The organism is Microbacterium testaceum StLB037, from assembly GCF_000202635.1.
GTDB classification, from domain to species: Bacteria; Actinomycetota; Actinomycetes; order Actinomycetales; family Microbacteriaceae; genus Microbacterium; species Microbacterium testaceum_F.
This window is the reverse complement of sequence record NC_015125.1, coordinates 981,553-1,004,613: the sequence shown is the minus strand read 5'-3', so window position 1 is coordinate 1,004,613 and position 23,061 is coordinate 981,553. Positions and strand designations below refer to the sequence as shown.

The 23,061-nt window shown below is 69.4% G+C and carries 20 protein-coding genes; 13 read left to right on the top strand and 7 right to left on the bottom strand.

Going from position 1 to position 23,061, the window contains the following annotated elements; genetic code table 11:
- The first annotated feature begins 16 nt into the window (after window positions 1-16).
- The 9 genes from MTES_RS04705 to MTES_RS04660 all read left to right on the top strand — a co-directional run bounded on the left by MTES_RS04705 (window position 17) and on the right by MTES_RS04660 (window position 11,940).
- Window positions 17-1,393 (top strand): DUF58 domain-containing protein, encoded by a 1,377-nt coding sequence (locus MTES_RS04705; protein WP_013584055.1) that lies wholly within the window; start codon window positions 17-19, stop codon window positions 1,391-1,393.
- Window positions 1,390-3,867 (top strand): transglutaminase domain-containing protein, encoded by a 2,478-nt coding sequence (locus MTES_RS04700; RefSeq protein WP_148272807.1) that lies wholly within the window; start codon window positions 1,390-1,392, stop codon window positions 3,865-3,867. Before MTES_RS04705 ends, MTES_RS04700 begins: the two co-directional genes overlap by 4 nt.
- Window positions 3,864-5,405 (top strand): DUF5684 domain-containing protein, encoded by a 1,542-nt coding sequence (locus MTES_RS18385; protein ID WP_013584053.1) that lies wholly within the window; start codon window positions 3,864-3,866, stop codon window positions 5,403-5,405. The genes MTES_RS04700 and MTES_RS18385 overlap by 4 nt, the downstream gene beginning before the upstream one ends.
- Window positions 5,402-6,274 (top strand): hypothetical protein, encoded by an 873-nt coding sequence (locus MTES_RS04685; RefSeq protein ID WP_013584052.1) that lies wholly within the window; start codon window positions 5,402-5,404, stop codon window positions 6,272-6,274. Before MTES_RS18385 ends, MTES_RS04685 begins: the two co-directional genes overlap by 4 nt.
- Before the next feature lie 363 nt (window positions 6,275-6,637).
- Complete coding sequence (gene rpsL, locus MTES_RS04680) at window positions 6,638-7,006, top strand: 30S ribosomal protein S12 (protein WP_013584051.1); 369 nt, start codon at window positions 6,638-6,640, stop codon at window positions 7,004-7,006.
- A 5-nt stretch (window positions 7,007-7,011) separates the two neighbouring features.
- Window positions 7,012-7,482, top strand: coding sequence for a 30S ribosomal protein S7 (gene rpsG, locus MTES_RS04675; RefSeq protein WP_013584050.1), 471 nt, complete (start codon window positions 7,012-7,014; stop codon window positions 7,480-7,482).
- A gap of 86 nt (window positions 7,483-7,568) precedes the next feature.
- A complete protein-coding gene (fusA, locus tag MTES_RS04670) occupies window positions 7,569-9,683 on the top strand; it encodes an elongation factor G (RefSeq protein WP_013584049.1) in 2,115 nt (704 codons plus the stop codon).
- Window positions 9,684-9,842: 159 nt separating this feature from the next.
- Window positions 9,843-11,036, top strand: coding sequence for an elongation factor Tu (gene tuf / locus MTES_RS04665; RefSeq protein ID WP_013584048.1), 1,194 nt, complete (start codon window positions 9,843-9,845; stop codon window positions 11,034-11,036).
- 121 nt (window positions 11,037-11,157) lie between these two features.
- Window positions 11,158-11,940 carry a hypothetical protein gene (locus MTES_RS04660; RefSeq protein WP_013584047.1) on the top strand — a complete coding sequence of 261 codons (783 nt, stop codon included), beginning with the start codon at window positions 11,158-11,160 and terminating at the stop codon, window positions 11,938-11,940.
- Window positions 11,941-11,946: 6 nt separating this feature from the next.
- Here the strand turns inward: MTES_RS04660 and MTES_RS04655 are convergent, their stop codons facing one another.
- Genes MTES_RS04655 through MTES_RS04635 form a run of 5 tightly spaced genes read right to left on the bottom strand, consistent with a single transcriptional unit; the run spans window position 11,947 to window position 17,456 of the window.
- Window positions 11,947-13,176 carry a hypothetical protein gene (locus tag MTES_RS04655; RefSeq protein WP_148272806.1) on the bottom strand — a complete coding sequence of 410 codons (1,230 nt, stop codon included), beginning with the start codon at window positions 13,174-13,176 and terminating at the stop codon, window positions 11,947-11,949.
- On the bottom strand, window positions 13,157-14,491 hold the full coding sequence (locus tag MTES_RS04650; protein ID WP_013584045.1) for a membrane protein: 1,335 nt from the start codon (window positions 14,489-14,491) through the stop codon (window positions 13,157-13,159). The genes MTES_RS04655 and MTES_RS04650 overlap by 20 nt, the downstream gene beginning before the upstream one ends.
- Window positions 14,488-15,588: a glycosyltransferase family 4 protein gene (locus tag MTES_RS04645; protein WP_013584044.1), complete on the bottom strand. Its 1,101-nt coding sequence runs from the start codon at window positions 15,586-15,588 to the stop codon at window positions 14,488-14,490. Before MTES_RS04645 ends, MTES_RS04650 begins: the two co-directional genes overlap by 4 nt.
- Entirely contained in the window at window positions 15,585-16,286 is a 702-nt protein-coding gene (locus MTES_RS04640) for an acyltransferase (protein WP_013584043.1), read from the bottom strand. The genes MTES_RS04645 and MTES_RS04640 overlap by 4 nt, the downstream gene beginning before the upstream one ends.
- A 6-nt stretch (window positions 16,287-16,292) precedes the next feature.
- Complete coding sequence (locus tag MTES_RS04635; protein ID WP_013584042.1) at window positions 16,293-17,456, bottom strand: glycosyltransferase; 1,164 nt, start codon at window positions 17,454-17,456, stop codon at window positions 16,293-16,295.
- Window positions 17,457-17,624: 168 nt separating this feature from the next.
- On the opposite strand from MTES_RS04635, the gene MTES_RS04630 reads away from it, so the two are divergent.
- Window positions 17,625-19,391 carry a DUF4012 domain-containing protein gene (locus MTES_RS04630; protein WP_013584041.1) on the top strand — a complete coding sequence of 589 codons (1,767 nt, stop codon included), beginning with the start codon at window positions 17,625-17,627 and terminating at the stop codon, window positions 19,389-19,391.
- A gap of 40 nt (window positions 19,392-19,431) precedes the next feature.
- Here MTES_RS04630 and MTES_RS04625 read toward each other — a convergent pair whose 3' ends face one another.
- Together MTES_RS04625 and MTES_RS18380 are read right to left on the bottom strand one after the other, a co-directional pair.
- The gene (locus MTES_RS04625; protein WP_013584040.1) at window positions 19,432-19,713 is read right to left on the bottom strand and encodes a hypothetical protein; all 282 of its coding nucleotides are present in this window, start codon (window positions 19,711-19,713) and stop codon (window positions 19,432-19,434) included.
- Complete coding sequence (locus MTES_RS18380; protein ID WP_013584039.1) at window positions 19,710-20,192, bottom strand: GtrA family protein; 483 nt, start codon at window positions 20,190-20,192, stop codon at window positions 19,710-19,712. Before MTES_RS18380 ends, MTES_RS04625 begins: the two co-directional genes overlap by 4 nt.
- 62 nt (window positions 20,193-20,254) lie before the next feature.
- On the opposite strand from MTES_RS18380, the gene MTES_RS04615 reads away from it, so the two are divergent.
- Genes MTES_RS04615 through MTES_RS04605 form a run of 3 tightly spaced genes read left to right on the top strand, consistent with a single transcriptional unit; the run spans window position 20,255 to window position 23,059 of the window.
- Window positions 20,255-21,046, top strand: a complete 792-nt coding sequence (locus MTES_RS04615) for a glycosyltransferase family 2 protein (protein WP_013584038.1) — start codon at window positions 20,255-20,257, stop codon at window positions 21,044-21,046.
- A gap of 1 nt (window position 21,047) precedes the next feature.
- A complete protein-coding gene (locus MTES_RS04610) occupies window positions 21,048-21,524 on the top strand; it encodes a VanZ family protein (protein ID WP_013584037.1) in 477 nt (158 codons plus the stop codon).
- Window positions 21,521-23,059, top strand: a complete 1,539-nt coding sequence (locus MTES_RS04605) for a hypothetical protein (protein WP_013584036.1) — start codon at window positions 21,521-21,523, stop codon at window positions 23,057-23,059. Before MTES_RS04610 ends, MTES_RS04605 begins: the two co-directional genes overlap by 4 nt.
- Window positions 23,060-23,061 lie beyond the last annotated feature (2 nt).

The window sequence follows — 23,061 nt, the reverse complement described above, 5'->3', positions numbered from 1 at the left end:
CGCCCGGAGCCCCGCCATGCCCGACGTGAGCGTCACCGAATCGCGGCTGACACGCACCTCCGCCGGCACCGTCGGCACCGGGTCCCGGACCTCGGTCACGTCCACATCGACACGGCGCGCCCGGCGCCTCGTGCGCACGGTCGTCCGCGCCGCCGAGGCGTGGCGTGCGACGAGCGAAGCGGTGCTCACCGCGGCGCGGTGGGCGGGGCGCACCGTTCGTCCGGCGGGCGCCGTCGTGGCGATCGCCGCGACCGCGGGCCTCGGCCTCGGCCTCGTGTTCGGCTGGGTGGAATGGATCGTGGCCGGTAGCGCCGCTCTTCTGCTGCTCCTCATGAGCGTGCCGTTCCTCTTCGGCTCCCGTGCCTACGCGGTCGATCTGACGCTCGCGCGCGAGCGCGTCGTCGCCGGGCACGGCGTGACGGGCGAGATCGTCGTCCGCAACGAGAGCACGCGCGTCGCGCTCCCCGGGCGCCTCGACATCCCCGTGGGGGCGGGGCTCGTCGAGTTCGGTGTGCCGTTGCTGCGCCCCGGGCACAGCATCACCGAGACGTTGGAGGTCCCGCCCCTGCCGCGCGGTGTGGTCACGGTCGGACCCGTCACGACCGTGCGGAGCGATCCCGTCGGGCTGCTGCGCCGCGAGCACGCCTTCGACGACGAGAGCGAGTTGTTCGTCCACCCTCGTACGGTGGCTCTGCCGTCGACGAGCGCCGGTCTCGTGCGCGACCTCGAAGGGAACGCGAGCCGTCGCCTCGTCGACGCCGACATGTCGTTCCACGCGATCCGCGAGTACGCGCCCGGCGACTCGCAGCGCCAGGTGCACTGGAAGTCCACGGCGAAGACCGGCCGGCTCATGGTGCGTCAGTACGAGGAATCCCTCCGCTCCCGTATGGCCGTCGTCCTCGGCGCCGCATCGCAGGAGTACCTCGACGCCGACGAGTACGAGCTCGCCGTGTCCGCCGCGGCCTCTCTCGGGCTGCGGGCCGTTCGCGACGCGCGGGACATCGACATCGTCACAGGTTCCGAGATCCCGCGCGTGGTGAAGGGACGGCTGCGCGCGATCCGTCATATCCCGACGGTCACCCCGCGGCAGATGCTCGACGGGTTCAGCGCCCTCGAGCGCTCCGACAACACCATGTCGGTCTCGGACATCTGCCGCCTGGCATCCGAGTCCAACGAACGACTCTCGATCGCGTTCGTCGTCGTCGGCTCCCGCGTGCCCCTCGCGCGCGTACGCCAGGCCGCGCTCGCCTTCCCCGTCGACACCGCCGTGGCGGCCGTCGTGTGCGACGAGCGTGCGCACCCGCGCATGCAGAGCATCGCCGGGCTGACGGTGCTCACCATCGGCACGCTCGACGACCTCTCCGGCCTCCTCGTGCGCGGAGCGACGTCGTGACGGACGCGAGGCATCCCGGGCGCGTGGTGGCGGGTGCGCTGTACACGGCGGTGACGGTGGTGCTCGCGGCGGTCGCCGCGTGGCCCATCTACGCGTCGTGGTCGTTCGTCGTGCTCGTGGCGGTGTCGACGGTCACCGCAGCCCTGGTGGTGGCGCTCGTGACCTGGCGCCGGTGGGGCGGCTGGATCATCGCCGCCGCCACCGTCCTGGCTTTCCTCGTGCTGGCGGTACCCCTGGCGGTGCCGTCGCGGCTCGGCGGGCCTCTCGAGATCCTGCGCGGGATCGGCGAGGCCTCGGCCGGGGTGCTCGTCGCGTGGAAGGACCTCGTCACGGTGGATCTCCCGGTGGGCGCGTACCGCAATCTGCTCGTCCCCGCGCTCGTGGTCTTCCTCGTCGGGACCGTCATCACCCTCTCCCTCGCCCAGCGCGCCGATCGGCGGTCGGCCGGCGCTGTCGTCAGCGGGCTGCTGATGGCGGGATTCGGCCTGTTCTTCGGGCGTACCTCTCCCAGCGCTCCGCTCGTGTGGGGACCCGTGTCGATCCCGGCCCCCGTCGAGACCGCGGTGGGTCTCGCCGCGCCGCTCTCCGCCGTCCTCTGGCTGGCCTGGCGCGCCCGCGATGAGAGGATCCGCTCGCTCCGGCGCACGCACGCGCTCGCCGCCGTCGCGCCGACCGTGCGGCGCTCCCGCACCGACCGCCGCCGCACCCTCGCCGGAGCGGGCATGATCCTGGTCGCCGCCCTGGCGACCGTCGCCGTCGTACCGTGGGCGGCCGCCGATGCCGATCGCCGCGTCCTGAGGTCGGCCGCGGGGCCGGAGCGCCAGATCGCGGAGGCGGTCAGCCCGCTGTCCGAGTACCGGGCGATGTTCTCCGACTCCCGAGTCGATGACGTGCTGTTCCGCGTGAGCGGGGACGGAGCACTGCCGGATCGCATCCGCGTGGCCACCCTCGATTCCTACGACGGCGAGATCTTCCGCTCCTCGGGCACGGGGGAGGGCCGCTACGTCCGCGTCCCGTCCCGGTTGCCGGCGGCGGATGGTCGAGCCGTCGACGCCGAGATCGAGATCGGCGACCTCGGAGGGATCTGGATGCCGACGGCGGGGAGCCTCGTTCAGGCCGCCTTCGCGGGGGACCGGCAGAACCAACTGGCCGATCGCTTCTACTACAGCGCCGAGGCCGAGGCGGGTGTGCAGATCGCCGACGGCGGACTCGTGCCGGGCGATCGATACCGTCTGACGGCGACGGAGCCGACGGCCCCCGACCTCGCGACGCTCTCCGCCCCCGGCGCCCCCGGAGGGGTGTCCGGTGGGGAGAACCTGCGCCGCTGGGTCGACGAGCACAAGAGGGGCGACGACGGAGCCGCCCTGGCCGCCCTCGTGCAGATGCTCCGCGAACGGGGATATCTGAGCCACGGGCTCGCACCGGCCGCCGGCGCGGCCGCTCCGAAGTGGGCCGCGGACCTCGCCGGCTACCAGGTGCAGCCGAGCGCGTCGGGGCACTCCGTGGCCCGCATCGAGACGATGTTCCAGCGCCTCCTCGACCGAGAGGACGATCCCCGGGCAGCGGCATCCGGAAATTACGTCGCCGCCGTCGGCGACGACGAGCAGTTCGCCGTGGCCGTGGCTCTCGTCGCGCACCAGCTGGGTTTCCCGGCACGCGTCGTGGTCGGCGCGCGGCTCACCTCCGCCGACCCCGATCTTCCGACGTGCGAGGCCGGAGCATGCCGCGCCGATGATCTGAGCGCGTGGACCGAGGTGCAGGGTTCCGACGGCCGGTGGGTTCCCATCGACGTGACCCCGCAGCACGAGCAGTCCCCGAGCCTCGAGGTCACCGAACAGCGCGACCCGGAGAACGTCACCGAGGTGCGGCCCGATACGGTCGACGACGTCGTGCCGCCGGCTCCCGTGCAGGAGGACAACACCCTCAACGACGAGAATCGCGCCCCCGATGGCCTCGATCTCGCCTGGCTGTGGCCGATCCTGCGCGTCGCGGGATTCTCCCTCCTCGTCGTGCTGGTGCTGTTCGGGCCGTTCCTTGCCATCGTGATCGCCAAGGCGGTCCGCCGACGCGGGCGCCGTCGCGATCCGGATCCCCGAGCCGCGATCGCCGGCGGCTGGGAGGAGTACGTGGATGCCGGCGTCGATTCCGGCCGCGATCTCCCGCGCTCGCCCACGCGTCGCGAACTCGCGGCCGCGCTCGGAACGGAGAGCGGCGTGCGCCTCGCCGACGAAGCCGATCGCGCCGTCTTCTCGTCCCGGACGGTCACCGCCGACGAGGCCGCGGCCTTCTGGCGCATCGTCGACACCGAACGCCGAAGCCTCACGCGTCAGCGCGGCGGATGGCGGCGGCTGCTCGCAGCCGTATCGTTGAGATCGTTCCTGCGGTTCCTCGCCCCGCGCCCCACGCGCCGACGGCCGCCGCACCGCGACGAGAGGGGGAAGCGCCCGGCCCGCCGGCGGCGCGACACGACATGAACGATTCCACGGGAGTCATCCTCGGGCTGTCCACCGCCGTCCTCTTCGTCATCGTGTACGTCTGGTACGCCCTCGCGCTGGCGGCCCTGTTCGCCAAGACGGGGGAGAGGTCGTGGAAGGCGTGGATCCCGTTCGTCAACCTCGCCACGATTCTCAAGCTCGGCGGCTTCTCGCCCTGGCTCATCCTCCTGAACCTGGTTCCGCTGTTCGGCGGGATCGCCTTCATCATCGTCTTCATCGTCGCGGTGCACCGCGTCAGCGTCGGTTTCGACCGCGGGGCCGGCACGACGGTGCTCGGGGTGCTGCTCCAGGTCGTCTGGGCGAGCGTGCTGGGCTTCGGCTCCGCGCGCTGGGCGGGGCCCGATGCCTCCCGGTCGCGCGCGATCGACGAGAACTCCGCGCCTGTGCGCCGCGGGCAGGACTTCGCCGGCCCGTACGTGCCCCTCGTCGGCGGATGGACGCCGGAGCCGCCCGCCGCCCAGGACGCGGAGCCCTCCTCGGAACCCGTCGTCCTCCCGTTCGCGGCCCCGTCCGGTTCGCTCGCCGACGCGGTGCCCTCGTCGGTCGACTGGGCCCCGTCCCGCAGCGGGGACACGTCTCCGCCGCAGGAGGCCCGTCCTCCCCGCTCCGAGGACAGGACTCCGGATGCCGCGCCCCCGACGTCCGTGTTCGACGTGCTCGACGCTCTGCGCGCGGACGCGGAGGAGTCCGGCGCTCGCCGCAGCACGGCCGAGGCGGCGCCCGCCATCTCGGATGCCGAGGACAACGGGTTCCAGCCGACGGTTCCTCTGACGCCGGGGCTTCCCCTGCGCGGTCGCGGGTTCCCCGTCGCGACCACTCCCTCGACGGAGGCCGAAGACGGGCGTGACGCGGGTTCCGGCGCCGAGGTTCTCTCGGAGCCCGAGCCGTGGACGCCCCCGCGACGCGCCGACGCGCCCGCGCCGGTCGCGGAGGTGCCGCTCACTCGTCCCGCGGTCGACCCTGACGCCGAGGTGGATCCGCCCGCGCCCGCGCCCCAGCCCGAGGAGTTCCCGGAACTCTCCGAGGCGGTGTCGGCGGTTTCGGGTGCCCCGGATGCCGGTGCCCCCCGATCGGCGCGCACGTCGGTCGCCGCGCTCTACACGCAGCCGGAGTTCGCTTCCGACCTCGACGGCGACGACGACCTCGATGCGCTGGACCGGACCGTGGTGGCCCGACGTCGTCGCATCCCGTGGGCGCTCGTCCCGCCCAGCGGCGATCCCGTCGAGCTCACCTCCTCCGTGGTCATCGTGGGTCGACGGCCCGCGGCGGACAGCGCATTCCCCGACGCGCAGCTCATCGCGATCACGGATGAGACGCGGACGGTCTCCAAGACGCACGCGCGGCTCCAGCTCCGCGGCGACACCTGGTTCGTGACCGACCTGGACTCCACCAACGGCGTCCTGTTCGCCACCCTCATGGGCACAGAGATCGAGGCGCCCCCGGGTGAGGAGATCGAAGCCGGTGAGCGTTTCTTCCTCGGCGACGCGGAGGTGCGCCTGTCCCGGAGGGACGCGTGAGCGGTCCTTACGACAAGCCCGACGATCCCGAGGACGTCACCCTGTGGGCGGGGCGTCTGCGGCCCTGGCCCGCTTCGGTCACCCCGGCGACAGCGGACGACGGCGCCGATCCCGCCGTGAACGAGGACGAGACGCTGATCGCTCGGCGCGGCACCGCACGGCGTGCGGAGGTCGCGAACGAAGAGGCGGTCGCGGACGACACCGCGATCGTCGCTCGGGAATCGCAGGACCACACCGTCCTGGTGCGTCGTGGAGCCACGACGAACGGCCCCGAAGCCGATGAGGTGGGGGACACGGCGCCCGCGGAGCCCGCGCGCCGAGCCGGCACCGTGCCCGACATGCGGGCCGCGGACGACGACACCGCTCCGGGGCGTCGTGGCCCGAACGACGAGACGGTCCGCTCCCCGCGAGCGCGTGAACGGGCGGAGGATGTCAGCGCCGACCGCACGCCGCGCACACGCGGGCCCGAGGGTGGACCCGAGCCGACCCTCGACGACACGACGACGGCCGCGCGCCGCACGAGCGGCCTCGCCGAGCCGCTTCCCGCCACCGCTCCGGGTCGTCGCCGCGCGGGCGGCGTACTCCCGGATCTCGGCGCGGGCGTCGACGTCCCGCCCCGAGAAGAGCCCCGCGTTCGGACAGCGCGCGTCCCCGGCGCAGAGGTCCGGGAGGCGTACGGCCCGCGCGGCGACGACGCGATCCGCGTGCGCCGCAACGAGCCCGTGCCGAGAGCCGACTCCGCTCTCGACACCGCTTCCGTTCGTCCGAAGAAGCCGCATCGGGGGGTCGCCGGCCCGCTGATCATCGGGGGGACCACGGTCGTCGTCCTCGCGGGGGCGCTCGCCGCGTTCGTCCTGCTGGTCCGCTGACCGGAGGACGGGTGGGCGAGACACGCCGCCCGCACCCGTGAGGTCGCTGCACGTTTGCCCGTACCCCCGACAAGCACGTATCATTGATCGGGTGTGCGTTCACGCGCGCCGTGCGTCATGCCTCCGGGAGGACGTGCGGATCAACGCTCGCACCATCTCAGGGATCGACCTGCGAACAGGTCGCCCCCACGGCATATCCACCACGAACCGCGTCTGATCATTCTGACGCGCGGTGGATCACACGTGAGCCCGACACGTCACGAATCGCAAGATGCGTGAGGTTTCGGGGGAGACACGACCGCTGTCACCGTGCAGCACCTGGGCGGAACCGAGAGGAACCGACCAGCCAATCAAGGAGAGAACGTGCCAACCATTCAGCAGTTGGTTCGCAAGGGCCGCTCGCCGAAGGTCTCGAAGACCAAGGCTCCCGCGCTGAAGTCGAACCCCCAGCAGGCCGGCGTGTGCACCCGCGTGTACACCACGACCCCCAAGAAGCCGAACTCGGCCATGCGCAAGGTCGCCCGCGTGAAGCTGCGCAACGGCACCGAGGTCACCGCCTACATCCCCGGCGAGGGCCACAACCTGCAGGAGCACTCGCTCGTGCTCGTCCGCGGCGGTCGCGTCAAGGACCTCCCCGGTGTCCGTTACAAGATCGTCCGCGGTGCGCTCGACACCCAGGCTGTCAAGAACCGTAAGCAGGCTCGTAGCCGCTACGGCGCGAAGAAGGGCTGAGAACCATGCCTCGTAAGGGTCCCGCCCCGAAGCGTCCCGTCGTCAACGACCCGGTGTACGGCGCTCCTGTCGTCACCCAGCTGGTCAACAAGATCCTCGTCGACGGCAAGAAGTCCATCGCCGAGTCGATCGTCTACGACGCCCTCAAGGGCGTCGAGGCGAAGAACAGCCAGGACGCCGTCGCCACGCTCAAGAAAGCGCTCGACAACGTCCGTCCCACCCTCGAGGTCAAGAGCCGCCGCGTCGGTGGCTCGACCTACCAGGTTCCCGTCGAGGTCAAGCCGCACCGCGCGAACACCCTCGCGCTGCGCTGGCTCGTGAGCTACGCGAAGGGTCGTCGTGAGAAGACGATGACCGAGCGTCTGCAGAACGAGATCCTCGACGCCTCGAACGGCCTCGGTGCCGCGGTCAAGCGCCGCGAAGACACCCACAAGATGGCCGAGTCGAACCGCGCCTTCGCGCACTACCGCTGGTAAAACCCGCGGAGGGTCTGTGACCGAACCCGGTCGCGGACCCTCCGATGGGCCCGGCATCAACCTCCCAACAGGTAAGGAAGACACCCGTGGCACAAGACGTGCTCACCGACCTGCATAAGGTCCGCAACATCGGCATCATGGCCCACATCGATGCCGGCAAGACCACGACGACCGAGCGCATCCTGTTCTACACGGGCGTCAACCACAAGATCGGTGAGACGCACGATGGTGCGGCGACCACCGACTGGATGGAGCAGGAGCAGGAGCGTGGCATCACGATCACCTCTGCTGCTGTGACCTGCTTCTGGGACAAGAACCAGATCAACATCATCGACACCCCCGGTCACGTCGACTTCACCGTCGAGGTCGAGCGGTCGCTCCGCGTCCTCGATGGTGCCGTCGCCGTCTTCGACGGCAAGGAGGGCGTCGAGCCCCAGTCCGAGACCGTGTGGCGTCAGGCCGACAAGTACGACGTCCCCCGCATCTGCTTCGTCAACAAGATGGACAAGCTGGGCGCCGACTTCTACTTCACGGTCGACACCATCGTGAACCGCCTGAAGGCCAAGCCCCTCGTCATCCAGCTCCCCATCGGTGCTGAGAACGACTTCGTCGGCGTCATCGACCTCGTCGAGATGCGCGCACTCGTGTGGCCCGGCGACGCCAAGGGTGACGTGACCATGGGCGCGAAGTACGAGATCCAGGAGATCCCGGCCGACCTCGCCGACAAGGCCGCCGAGTACCGTCAGCAGCTCCTCGAGACCGTCGCCGAGTCCGACGACACCCTCCTCGAGAAGTTCTTCGGCGGTGAAGAGCTCACGGTCGCCGAGATCAAGGGCGCCATCCGCAAGATGACGATCAACTCGGAGCTCTACCCCGTGCTCTGCGGTTCGGCGTTCAAGAACCGCGGTGTGCAGCCCATGCTCGACGCGGTCGTCGACTACCTCCCCTCGCCCCTGGACGTGCCCGCCATCGAGGCGCACGACCCCAAGGACGAAGAGATCGTCATCGAGCGTCACGCCGACCGTGAGGAGCCCTTCGCGGCCCTCGCGTTCAAGATCGTGACGCACCCGTTCTTCGGTCGCCTCACCTACATCCGCGTCTACTCGGGTCACCTCGACTCCGGCGCCCAGGTCGTCAACGCGACCAAGGGCAAGAAGGAGCGCATCGGGAAGATCTTCCAGATGCACGCCAACAAGGAGATGCCGGTCGACTCGGTCACCGCCGGTCACATCTACGCGGTCATCGGCCTGAAGGACACCACCACCGGTGACACCCTCTGCGACCCGGCCAACCAGGTCGTCCTCGAGTCGATGACGTTCCCGGAGCCGGTCATCGAGGTCGCCATCGAGCCCAAGACCAAGGCCGACCAGGAGAAGCTGGGTGTCGCCATCCAGAAGCTCGCGGAGGAAGACCCGACGTTCCGCGTCGAGCAGAACTCCGAGACCGGCCAGACCGTCATCAAGGGCATGGGCGAGCTCCACCTCGACATCCTGGTCGACCGCATGAAGCGCGAGTTCAAGGTCGAGGCCAACGTCGGCAAGCCGCAGGTCGCGTACCGCGAGACCATCCGCAAGTCGGTCGAGCGTCACGACTACACGCACAAGAAGCAGACCGGTGGTTCGGGTCAGTTCGCGAAGATCCAGTTCGCGATCGAGCCCCTCGAGGTCACGGCCGACAAGACCTACGAGTTCGAGAACAAGGTCACCGGTGGTCGTATCCCGCGCGAGTACATCTCGCCGACCGACCAGGGCTTCCAGGACGCCATGAACGTCGGCGTGCTCGCCGGCTACCCCATGGTGGGTGTCAAGGCGATCCTCCTCGACGGTGCTTCGCACGACGTCGACTCGTCGGAAATGGCGTTCAAGATCGCCGGTTCGATGGGCTTCAAGGAGGCCGTCCGCAAGGCGAACCCCACCATCCTCGAGCCGATCATGGCCGTCGAGGTGCGTACTCCCGAGGAGTACATGGGCGACGTCATCGGCGACCTGAACTCGCGTCGTGGCCAGATCCAGTCGATGGAAGACGCCGCCGGCGTCAAGGTCGTCCGGGCCAACGTGCCGCTGTCCGAGATGTTCGGCTACATCGGTGACCTGCGCTCGAAGACCTCGGGCCGCGCCGTCTACTCGATGGAGTTCGACAGCTACGCCGACGTCCCGAAGGCCGTGGCTGACGAGATCATCCAGAAGAACAAGGGCGAGTAACACCGCTCTCCGGATGCCGTGAACCCGGGTTCCTGCTCGGGTTCCCGGCATCCACTCAAACTCAATACCGACTCTCTAGTAACCTGAGAACCATCCCCGTGGAGAATCGGTCGCAATCCAGCGCCCGAGACTTCGCATCTACGTCCTGAGGAGGACCCAGTGGCTAAGGCCAAGTTCGAGCGGACCAAGCCGCACGTGAACATCGGAACGATCGGTCACGTCGACCACGGCAAGACCACGCTCACCGCTGCCATCTCGAAGGTGCTCGCCGACAAGTTCCCGTCGGCCACCAACGTTCAGCGTGACTTCGCGTCGATCGACTCGGCGCCGGAAGAGCGTCAGCGCGGTATCACCATCAACATCTCGCACGTCGAGTACGAGACCCCGAAGCGTCACTACGCTCACGTCGACGCGCCCGGCCACGCCGACTACATCAAGAACATGATCACCGGTGCCGCTCAGATGGACGGCGCGATCCTCGTGGTCGCCGCCACCGACGGCCCGATGGCTCAGACCCGTGAGCACGTTCTGCTCGCCAAGCAGGTCGGCGTGCCGTACCTGCTCGTCGCGCTGAACAAGAGCGACATGGTCGACGACGAGGAGATCCTGGAGCTCGTCGAGCTCGAGGTTCGCGAGCTGCTGTCGTCGCAGGACTTCGACGGCGACAACGCCCCCGTCGTCCGCGTCTCGGGCCTCAAGGCTCTCGAGGGTGACGAGCAGTGGGTCAACTCGATCGTCGAGCTCATGGAAGCCGTTGACGAGTCGATCCCCGACCCGGTGCGCGACAAGGACAAGCCGTTCCTCATGCCCATCGAGGACGTCTTCACCATCACCGGCCGTGGCACGGTCGTCACGGGCCGTGCCGAGCGCGGTACCCTCGCGATCAACTCCGAGGTCGAGATCGTCGGCATCCGCCCGACGCAGAAGACCACGGTCACGGGTATCGAGATGTTCCACAAGCAGCTCGACGAGGCCTGGGCCGGCGAGAACTGTGGTCTGCTCCTCCGCGGCACCAAGCGTGACGACGTCGAGCGCGGCCAGGTCGTCGTGAAGCCCGGTTCGGTCACCCCGCACACCAACTTCGAGGGCACGGCGTACATCCTGTCCAAGGAAGAGGGCGGCCGCCACAACCCGTTCTTCACGAACTACCGCCCGCAGTTCTACTTCCGTACCACGGACGTGACCGGCGTCATCACGCTGCCCGAGGGCACCGAGATGGTCATGCCCGGTGACACCACCGAAATGTCGGTCGAGCTCATCCAGCCGATCGCCATGGAAGAGGGCCTCGGCTACGCGATCCGTGAGGGTGGCCGCACCGTCGGCGCCGGCACGGTCACGAAGATCATCAAGTAAGTCTCTCCAGACTTCACTCGGCAAGGGCCGGGCCTTCGGGCCCGGCCCTTCGTCGTTCCCGGATGCCGTCGCGCGGGGTGCGGAGCCCGGGCGGGATGATCGGTCCCTCTAAACTGGGCTGATGGACACCGCCCCCGCCGAGCCCAGCCGCCGCTCCCGTCGAGAGGCCCGCGACGCGCAGACGGTGGACGTCGCCGAGGCCCCCGCGCGTCTGACGGCGTCACGGACATCGGACGGCGATCACCCTGCTCAGCGGAAGGGCTTGTGGATCCCCCTGGCCGTAGCGGCGACGGCGTTGGTGGTCGGGCTGGTCGCGGGTCTTCTCGTGACGGTGGCGTTCGACGGTGCCGCCGGGCGCAGCCTGGGCGGTGCCGTGGCATCTGTGATCGTGGGCATCACGGGCATCGCGCTTCTCGCGAAGTACCGCCACGAGGGTTTCCTGAGCCTGCGCGGTCTCGACGTGCTGTGGGGGGTCGTCCTCGGTGCAATCATGCCCTTCGTCGCCGGGGTCTTCGCCGGCGGGGGAGGGTGGCCCGCTTTCGGCGCGCTTTCGCCGCGATGGCTCGTTCTCGGCGTGTTCGTGCCCTACGTCGTGATCGGCATGCTGACGGTGTTCGCCTCGGGACTCCTCGTCGCGCTGACGCTGCGCGTCACCGAGCCGCGCCTTCCCGCCGTCTGGTCACGGGCGATCGCCGCTGTCGTGGCTGCGGTCGCGTTCGCGATCATCCCGGTCGTCTTCCGCGGCGACGTCAGCGGGATGCCGGTGGCGCTGCCCGTCGTCTTCGGGGTCGCGGCCGGGATCTTCGTCACTCTGTCACGGCGTCTGTGGGGCGCGATCGTCTTGGGCATCGTCTTCACGACCGTGTGGATCGCGATGTCCGTGGCGGGCTTCGTGCTCGCCTAGTCGGCGTCAGCGTCCGCCGAGGGTGGGGAATGCGGCCCGCCCGAGCGCGGTGAGGACGGCGAGCTGGACGACCGCCACGGCTCCCGCCGCGCCCGCGACGCCGGCGAGCGATGCGCCGGTCAGCACGGCGGGTATGACGAGGAACGCGCCTACTCCGACCGCCAACAGATAAGAACGGTCACGCCCCGACGGGAGGACGACGCATACGCCCAACGCCGTGCCCACGGTCATCGCTGCGAGCGCGATTCCACCGAACAGAGCGGTGAGCGGGTCGATCGCGAATCCGTCTCCCAGCACGATGGGCGTCGCCCACGGGGTGACAGTGGCGAACAGCGTTCCCAGGATGAGTCCCAGGATTGCGTGGATGCCGACAGCACGACGCATGCGATGCAGACCCGCCGCTCCGTGGGCGGACGACACCCAGCCCTGGAATGACGACGAGATCATGTAGACGCCGATGTAGCCGTACTTGAGCACGCGGTCGAAGGGAGCGAAAGCGATCGCCGCGGGCGAGCCCGCGACGCCGAGCGTTGAGAGGGGCGCCGTCTCGGAGAATGTCAGGAGAGCCGCCGCCGTCGCCGTGCGCCACCCGCCCCGATACGACGCGGCCGCGTCCGAGAGGGTGACGCGCACCGAGAACCGCTCCCGAAAACCGATGGCCCATGTCGCGATGAGGAACGCGGCGAGCGTCCCGATCAGGAGCACGACGGGGTAGACCAGAGCCTCGCCGACCGCGAGGGCGAGCGCCGCGCCCGAGAGGTTGAGAACGATGCGTGGCAGGGCGTCGAAGGTCAAGGCGAGCGCCGGGCGTCCGACGCCGACCGCATACCAGCTCAGTGACAGACCCTGTAGGGCGAAGGCCAGCGCGGACACGACGGCGAGAGCATGGTCGGGGGAATGGCTCGCGATCGCCGCGACCACCGCGACCGCGGGGAGGGCCACGACGCTGTTCGCGCCGCGCACCGCTACGCTCGCGCGGAAGACCCGGGCGGGGTGTGTTGAGCGCGCAGCTTCGACTGGCCCGCGGACGGCCCAGCCGAACGTGATGAGGGTGGCCGCCAGCGTCCCCAGCGCTTGACCGATCGCGATCTCGGCGAAGCCGGTGGGGCCAGCCGCCCGGGTGATGAGGGGCAGGGCGATAAGGGGGGAGACCGCCGAGAGAGCCGATACCGCGGTCAGCAGCACCACGCTACGGGCGCGGTGCGGCCGAGGTTGGTCAGGCGTCGCCGAGGTCACGTTCAGATGCTGATTCGGGTCGGACGAGGACGGCGACGAGGATCCAGGTCACGGCGAACCAGAACATGCTCGTGAGCGTCGCCGAGAGCACGTAGGCCGCGAGCAGGCCGGCCGCCACGGGCCGACGTCGTCGGGGGACGCAGGCGAAGACGGTCACGAAGAAGGCCCCGAGCAATCCGAGCCCGACAATGCCTCCGTCGTAGAGAACCTGGATGGGGAGCATGATGATGTGCCCGCTCACCCCTGGCGTGCCCGGTTGCTCATGGCGGAGGCCGAACGTGTTCGTTCCGTTGCCGAACCACAGGTTGACGCCGTGCATGTCTTCGGCCGCGAGCTCAGCCACCGTGACGCGGAACCCGATCGTGCCGCCGTCGAAGTCGATGTCGCCGATCTTGTTCTGCTGCTCGGGATTGCTGGGGTCTGGCTCGCGCGTCGCTCCCGGCGACGGGGACGAGGTCGCGCTGAGCGTGCGATCCGCGGGCGCCGTGCTCCCAGAGGCCGCGAGGATCCCGTAGGAGAAGACCACCGTGCAGGCGACGATCGCGGCGGGAAGGACCCGTCTCCAGCGTTCCCGTGCGGGGCGGCGATCTACGAGGAGAGCGTAGGCGGCGAAGACGGCGAGTCCCAGAAGGAGGCTGAAGACGGCTGTTCGCGTCTGCGAGGCGATGAGACCCAGCGGCACGGCGATGGCGATCGCCGTGATCTCCACGCGGGAGAGACCGCGCCGGGTGACGGCGAGCAGGGTCCAGAAGACGAGGATCGACGCGTAGATGTTCGCCTCGATCGCGGTGGCGCGAGCAACGTAGACCTCGTACAGGTAGTCGAAGTCGGCACCGAAAGACACCCGGCCGCGCGTGAGGTTGGCCACGGCGAACGCGGTGAACCCGACCAGCGCCCACGGGGCGACGGAAAGACGGCCGAGCCGCTCGGCCAGGTTCGCCCCCTCGGCCAGTGCCATCAGTGAGATCAGCAGGAGCAGATCGATCATCAGCCAGATCAAGATCGACGCGCTCCAGCCGAGGCTCGGGGAGAACACGAGGGTGGTCACCACGTTCCACGCCACGAAGGCGGCATAGACCAGCGGAACAGGATGCCGCGCGGCGCGGAAGAAGGCTCCCCGCAGCAACGGGTGTCCTAGCATCCAGGCGGCGAGCACGAGAGGCACGACCTGCTCGATGCGGACGCGGAAGCCCGCGATCGGTAGGTCGTAGCGTCCGACGAACGAACTCACGACGACCGCCACGATGAGAACCGAGGTGACGGTGCGGACGCGCGGGCTCAGGACGGGGTCGGCGGAGGTCCGTGGGAATCTCACCGTTCGGTCACCCCCGACCACAGTTCGTCGTGGATGAGTCGGTCGAAGGCGGATCGCGCGAAGAGGCGCTCGAAGCGTGGGCGTGCGGCATCCGCGGCATCCCGGAGCTTCTCCGCGTCCAGGTTCTCGAGCGCGTCGGTCCACTGATCGACGTCTCCGGGATCCACCAGGAAGCGCTGATCGCCGACGATCTCGGGCAAGCCGCCGTCGTCGCTCGCGAGGACAGCGCGCCCGGCGCCGAGAGCCTCGATCGCGATCGTGGGCAATGGGTCGGGCAGCACGCTGGGCACGACGACGACGTGGGCGCGGTCCACATGTCCGCGGACGTCATCGGTGCGCCCGACGACATTGAGCTGTGCGCGGCGAGGGGAGCGAGCGACGATCTCCCGCACATCCACGGCCTCGCCGCTGAGGGGAGCGTCCCCGAGGATCGTCAGATGCAGATCGTCGCGTCGCGTCCGGTCCCAGGCTTCCAGCAGCACCCGGTGGCCCTTCCAGGCGTTCCAGCGGCTGGCGATCACGAGACGGATGCCGTCGTCGAACGGGGGAAGGGGCACCGGGGGCGCAACCTCGAAGCCGTTGTGCACCACGCGCGTACGTCCGCGGAGCGCCGCCGGCAACGCGTCCGCCACGGCGGCGCTGACCGCGATGATGCGGTGAGCGAATCGCAGGAACGGCACGACGGCGCGAGAGCGCGCGTCGATGTGCTCGTGCAGGTGCAGGACGACCTGCGCCCCAGACAGACGTGATGCCGGGGCCGTGAGGGCGGCGGCGGCCGTGTTGAGGTACACCAGGGCGGGGCGCGCCGCGATGATCTTGCCCGCCGTGACCAGCGTACGCAGGGCCAGACCGGGCAGCCGTCGAGGAGTGAGGTATGCCCGTCGCATGATCGGCAACGCGAGATGACGGACCCGGATGCCGCGCTCAGCGAGCGCGCGCGAGAGTTGACGCTCCGGGTAGTCGATGTCGGTGGGGAGCCAGACCTCGAGATCGAGGTCGTCGGGCACGGTGCGCACGACCTCGAGCAGTACGCGATCAGCCCCGTACATCTCGTCGGAGGGGTGGACGACGATGCCGCGGCGACGTCGTGGCGTCACGGGGTGCTCCGCGTGCCGATGGGGCGCGCCGGAATGCCGGCGTACACCGCGCCGGCGGGGACGTCGCGGGTCACGACGGCACCCGCGGCGATGACTGCGCCGTCGCCGATCGTCACTCCCGAGGTGATGGTCACGCCGCTCGCGACCCAGCATCCCGCTCCGATCGTGATCGGCGACCACTCGACACCCTGCTCCTTCACACCCGCAGTGGGATCGCTCATGACGTGGTCCTCGGCGAACACGCGCACGCCGGGGCCGAGCATGGTCTCCTCCCCGATGGTCACCCCACCGGAGCAGCCGATGTAGCACCCGGGGGAGAGGCTGCTGCCGTCGCCCATCGTGAGTCCGACGCCGATCGCGCGAGAGTAGTAGCTGCTGGGACGGATCAGCGTCCCGGTGCCGATCGACACTCCGTCACCGAAACGGATGCCGTCTCGGCTCAGCCCCTGGATCTCGGCGAAGTCCTCGACCAACAGGTCGGCCCCCGCGTGAACCAGGTGCGGGTTGCGCACGCGCACGCCGCGGCCGATGAGCGGGACTCCTCGCGAGGAACCGAGGCGCGGGGCGAGGAGCGCGCCGCGCACGGCCATCGGGCCGACCTTCGCCGCGAGTTGGGCACTCACGATCCGCCAGCGGTCACTCCCGGCTTCGCGCAGACGCTCGCGCTGTTCGTGGATGATCTTCGCGGCGATGCCCATGTCGTCTCAGCGTTCCCGGTCGCTTCGTGATTCCGTGGTGGTCGTCAGGGGAGTGGCGTCCGGCAGCTGTGCGCGCAGCAGCGCCTCGTACGCGGCGTTGACGCGCTCCCACGAGTAGGCCTCGCGCGCCCGTCGCGTGGCGGCTTCGCTCAACTGCTCTTGGCGAGCAGGGTTGGAAAGCAGTGTGCGCAACGCGTTCTCGATAGCCCCGGGCTGAGGCCCGGTGAACTCACCGGCGTCGGTACCGAGCACCTCGCGGCTGTGCGGGGTGTCTCGCGCGACGATGGGTGACCCGCACGCCATGGCCTGGACGAGAGCGGGGTTCGTCCCGCCGACGCTGTGGCCGTGGAAGTACGCTCCCGCGTGCTGCCAAAGGCTGTGCAGCCGGTGATCGTCGTGCACGTGTCCGAGCCAGTGGAAGCGGGGAAGCCGCTGCGACAGCGCGCGCGCACGCTCGTCGAGTTCACCGCCGTATCCGGAGGAGCCGACGACGATCACGTCGTGGTCGGCTGCCAGGCGTTCTGCCGCGTCGAAGAATGGGCCCACCGTGTTCTCGGGGACGAATCGGGCGACGGCCAGCGCGTAGCCCCGATGCGTGAGGCCGGGCTCGATCGGCAGGGGCGGCGGGACGTCGGCACCGTAGGGGATGAACGTGCCGTTCACGCCGAAGCGGGTCTGCCACGCCGCGCCGATCGTGCGGGCATCGACGATCCGCTCGGTCGAAAGGCGAGCCGTCACCCGGGCTCCCGCGCGGAAGACAGCCTTACCCAGGGCGCTCCACTTCTCGCGCTCCCACTCCAGGCCGTCCACATTGACGACGGTGGGGATGCCGCGGGCCTTCATCAGCGGCAACCAGAACCCGTTTGCGACGTTCATGATCAGCGCGACGTCCGGGCGCCGGCGCGCGGCATCCATCGTCGATGTCAGTCCGTACGACAGGGTGCTGAGCGTGCGGGAGTCGATGCCTTTCGTCGCCCGTGTCTGCACGCGGATGTCGCGCTCGGGATCCGCCGGATCGGTTGCGTCCGGACGCCCGTAGACGGTGACGTCCCACCCGTGGTCGACGAGGTAGGGGGCGAGTCGGCGAACGGCGGTCTCGAAGCCGCCGTAGTAGCTCGGGTAGCCGCGGGTCCCGATGATGGCGACGGAGGGCGTACGTCGAGATCCCACGCGTCTCCTCGTCTTTCGGGGGGCAGAAAGATCGAGCGCAGCACGGGGTCCGCGCACCAGAATGTGCCCAGCAGACGTTGCACCCGACTCAGGTAGCATACCCATCTGCGCGACTGGACTTTGTCGCGCGCTACGCCGGGTGCCAACTCGCGGCGTGAACGGAATGAGATGTCGCGAACTGCCACGCCCCGTCGACTCCGCCCCGCGGTGATCGCCTGGCTCGCCCTCGGAGCACTGACGGTGGTGCTCGTCGCTCTCGCTGCGTCCGTCGCTGTCGGCGGTTTCGTCGCTCAGAAGGAACTGCGCGCGGCGGTTCCGCTCGTGTCCAAGATGCAGAGCCAGTTCGGGAGCGACGACCGCACAGCGTTGGCCTCCTCGATCACCGAGCTCCAGGGGCACGCGTCGCGCGCCCGAGGCGCGGCCGACACGTGGATGTGGCAGGTCGCGGAGCAGGCACCCTTCGTCGGTCCGACCCTTCACGCGGTGCGGGAGTCGACCGTCGCCGTCGATGAGCTGGCGCAGGGTGCGCTCCCCGCGCTCGCGAACGTGGATCCTGCCCTTCTGCGCCCCAAGGACGGCGCATTCGACGTGGCGGCGATCCAGCAGCTCTCCGGTCCGTTGACGGAAGCTTCTTCCGCGGCGGATCGTGCCGCGGGAGCCGTCCGCGGTGTCGATGTCGCCGACACACCGGGCGTTCTGCAGGGGCCCCTCGGCCAGCTGACCGGCGCGGTCCGAGGGCTCCAGCCCGCGCTGTCCCGTGCGGTCGAGCTGATGCCCGTCCTCCCTTCCCTGATGGGCGCGGAGGGGACCAAGAACTACCTCCTCCTCGTGCAGAACAACGCCGAAGCGCGAGGGACCGGCGGCATCCCGGCATCCGTGGTCCTCCTCAAGGTCGAGAACGGCAAGATGGAGATCGCTCAGCAGGCCACCAGCCGCGACTTTAAGAACACGCGCAAAGAGTCGATCCTGCCGCTCGACCCCGAGGTCGTGAAGCTCTACGACGACAAGATCGGTCGCTACTCGCAGGACATCACGTCGACCCCCGACTTCGCGATGTCCGCGGACTTCGCCCGCGCGTACTGGGCGGAGTCGTTCGGCACGCCCATCGATGGCGTCATGTCGATCGATCCCGTGACGCTGTCGTACCTCCTCGATGCGACCGGTCCGATCACCCTCGCGACGGGGGACCAGCTGACGTCCTCGGATGCCGTGAGGATCCTGCTCAGCGACGTGTACGCCCGCTACCCCGACAACGCCGATCAGGACGCGTTCTTCGCCTCGGCCGCCGTCGAGGTGTTCGACGCGGTGTCGTCCGGTGATTTCGCTCCGGTGTCCTTTGCGACCGCGCTGGTGCGGGCGGTCGACGAGCACCGCGTGTACTTCTACTCCTTCGATGACGCCACGCGCGCCGCCTTCGCCGATTCGCGACTTCTCGGTCCGCTTCCCTCGACCGATGGTGACGAGCAGACGACGCTCGGCGTGTTCATCAACGACCTCACCGAGGCGAAGCTGAGCTATTACACCTGGATGTCGGCCGATGTCTCGGTGAACCGCTGCTCCGCCGTCCCCACGTACACGACGACCGTGACGTTCACCAACGCGCTCGACCGTGCCACCTCGGACGGTCTCGTGCGGTACGTCGACGGGGGCAAGCACTTCCCCAAGGGCACGATCGGAACCGATATGCAGTTCTACGGGCCGAGCGGAGCGACGTTCGTCAAGGCGAGCTTCGACGGCGTTGACGTGCCGGTGACCACGGGTGAACACCTCGGTCGTCCGGTCGCCCGACTGTTCTCGACGAACGACCCGCAGACGACCCACTCGCTGAGCGTGACGTTCGAGGGATCGCCCGACAACAGCGACGACGTATCGCTGGTGCACACCCCGATGGTCAACCCGGTCCCCTCGCACATCACCGAGGTGTCGTGCGGCTGAGCCGGCCGGAGCGTCGCGTCGATGCCCGTCGCGTCGAGGGTCAGAGAACGCTGAAGAGGTAGGCGTACCCGGCCAGCAGGCCGAGGTTCATCAGGCCCGCGATCGCCAGCAGCGGGCCGACGCCGCGGCGCACGATGGCACCGACGACAGCGAGCGCAAAGCCGAGCACAGCGCCGCCCACCCCCAGCGTCAGGGTGCTGGACAGAGGGAGGGGCTGGAGGAACGCGCCCCACAGCAGACCGACCACCAGTACCTGGACCCCGACCGCTCCCAGAGCCGCGAGCAGGGACAGGGTGCCGAGGACGCGGGGGGCCGTTTTCACGGGGCGAGCCTACCCGACCCCTCATCCGGCCCCGGCATCGTCGCCTCCCGAGGGAACACCACGTAGTGGTAGAGGAAGAACCGGATCACCGTGACGGCGGCGATGGACGCCAGATTCACGATGTTGAGGCCCGCGGGGCCCGCGTCGCCGAACAACGCGTTCAGCGCCTGGACGCCGAGCCATACCGATCCGGCGCCGATCGCCGTGCACACGGCGTTGACGATGAGGAACCGCACCATCTGACGACCCGCGCCGGCGCGGGACCGAGAACGGAACGCCCACTGGCGGTTTCCGACGTACGCGTTGACCAGGGCGATCAGTGACGCGATGACCTTCGCGGCGACGGGACCGAACCCCGCGAGGAGCAGCAGATTGAACGCCGCCACCTCGATCGCGGTGCTGATCGCACCGACGATGAGGAACCGTGCCGACAGTGCGCCGGCACGACGAAGATTCCGGCTGCGCCCCACGAGTGTCATACGCTACATGTTCGGGGGATGCACCGGGCGAATTGTGCTCGGGAGAGAGCGGAGAATCCAAGGTGCGGGAGAGAGACCGGGTCGTCGTCGTGATACCGGCCTACAACGAGGCCGAGGCTCTTCCCTCTTTTCTCGCCGAAATCCGCGCCTCGTTCGATGCCGTCGACATTCCGGTGTCGATCGTGGTCCTCGACGACGCATCCACCGATCAGACGGCGGCAGCGGCTGACGGTCTCGCGGAAGTCGTGCGGGCGCCGCGCAACCGCGGGCACGGGCCCACCGCGCTCGCGGCATATGCGGAGGGACTTCGTGAGGGTTCCCCGATCGTCGTCCATGTGGACGGCGACGGGCAGTTCTACGGCGACGACATCGCGCGGGTCGCTCTCGCCCTCGATGACGTGGACGCGGATGTCGTCCACGGCGTCCGTCGAGGGCGCACCGACCCGTGGTTCCGCCGCGGGCTGAGCGGTCTCGTCCGCCTCGCGGTGCTCGTGCTGTGCGGTCGATCGGTACCCGACGTGAACACTCCGTTGCGCGCCTACCGTCCGGACACTCTCCGCGTCCTCGTCGACGGGGTTCCCGCCGACGCCCTCGTTCCGCACGTGCACTTCTCCATCGCGGAGGCGCGCTCCGGACTGCGCATGCGTTACGTCGCCGTGGAGAGCATCCCCCGCCGCGCGCTGGCCGCGCAGGGCACGATGTGGGGTGAGGGACGATCGCGGCAGGTGCTTCCGCCCAGGCGACTCATCCGCTTCGCGGCTCGAGCACTCCTCGAGCTCTGGCGCGTCGACATCGTGACGGTGGGCCGGGGGGCCCGCACGCGCGCCGCCGGGACCGCCCCCGCGCGCGGCTGACGTGCGACTGCTCGTCGCGGCCGCGGGCCTCGGTATCTGTCTCACTGTCGTCCTGATGGCGACGCTCTGGCCGACACCGATCGACCAGGGCTACGAGAGTGCGATCCAGCGTCTCCTGGCCGTGCTGCACCGCAACGGCGTCCCCAGCTGGTACGGCTATCGGTGGTTCGAAGCCACGGCCAACGTGCTGATGTTCATCCCTCTCGGGTTCTTCCTCTCCCTCGTGTTCCCGACGCGCGTGCTCTGGCTGGCGCTCCCGCTCGTCCCGCTCGTCTCGCTCAGCCTGGAGGGTGCCCAGCTCCTCTTCCTCCCGGCGCGCTTCGCGACCCTCAACGACGTCGTCGCCAACTCACTCGGCGGGTGGATCGGCGTTGGCGTCGCTGCGCTCATCGTCCTCGCCGTGCACGAACGCGACCGCCGCGTGCTGGCGCGCTGGCGCGATCGACACGTCATCACCCTGGAAGAGGCGCGACGATGAGAGCCCTGCGAGCCCCCGCGGCGCTCGCCGCGATGGCGACGGCCGTCTTCGTGTCCCTCCTCGCCACGGTGCCGATGGTCGTCTCGGGAAACCTCGGTCGCGACTCCGGGGTTTTCCTTTACACAGGCATGGTGACGGCCCGAGGCGGCATGCCCTATGTCGATTCATGGGACCACAAGGGCCCGCTGCTGGCTGCGATCGAAGCCGTGGCGTGGCGGGTCGGGGGCGGCATCGTGGGCGCGCCCCTCCTGGAGGGTCTCGCTCTCGCCGTCGGGCTCGCCGTGGCGGGTGTGCTCTGGTCTCGCCGGCTGGGTCTGTGGGCGGTGCCCGCGATCGTTCTCACAGGAGTGAGCTACCTCGCCGTTTTCGAGGGCGGTAACTTCACCGAGACGTGGTTGTTCCCCGCGCAGATCGTGGCCTACTCCGTCGTGGCAGAGGCGGCTCTGCGCGTCGGAAAGGAACCGTCGGCGCGGCTCGCTTCCCTCGTCGGGGCGGTGGTGGGTCTGGCCCTGGCGGTCGGTCTGTTCACTCGTATGAACAACGTCCTGGGCCTTCTGGCCCTCGCTGTGCTCATCGTCATCGTGAGCCGTCGCCGCATGATCTTCGCCGTCGTGGTCTCGGCCGTCGTGCTGCTGATCGGTGGAGCGCTCGTCCTGTGGCTGTGGAGCGGTAACGCGCTGCGCGCAGCGGCCGATCAGTATCTCCGGTACAACCTCTTCTATTCGGGCGGCGCCCCCGTGAGCGAACGCCTCGCCGCGTTCACGACGCTCGCGCAGATCCTGGTGTCCAGCGCCGTGGTGGCCGTGCTGTGTCTCACCCTCGTCGCCGGGGCGATTCATCGGCACCGACAGGATGCCGCGCCGGCGCGCGCGAGCATGATCGCGGCGGTGTTCATCGGGGTGGGGGGGATCGACGCCCTCTCGCAGATGGTCTCCGGTCGTCCGTACCCGCACTATCTCATCGTGGCGATCGCCGGTTTCGCCGTCTCGTTGGTCGTGGTGGCGTCGCAACTGGTGCCCTCGGTACCGCCGGGGGCGGTGGCCCGGGTCTTCACCCGACGCGCTCTCCCGGTGGCCGCGTCGATCACGGCTGTGATCGCCCTGGCGCTCTCGAGCTCGGTCGCCGCGACCGCCTATGGACTCTGGTTCCGCTCCGATGCGGGCGCCTTCGTAGCGGGGTCGTACCAACGGCAGATCATCGATCGGGTGATCGCTGAGACGTCACCCGATGACCGCGTGCTCGTCCACGGCGCGGAGACGTGGATCCTTGCTGCAGCCGACCGGCTCTCGCCGACGTCCATCACGTATTCCCTCCCCGTGGAGCAGGGGTACGGCGAACTCCCGCAGCAGTATTTCAACGACATCGCCTCCCGACCTCCGGCGCTCATCGTCGAGTCGCCGACGTCCTGCGGCATTTCGGACTGGTGCCCGCCCGAGAAGGATCATTTCCCGCAGTTGGATGCCTTCGTCACCGGGTCGTATCGACTCGAGGGCGAGATCGTCGGCTTCAAGTTCTGGCGACGGGTCGTCGACTGAGA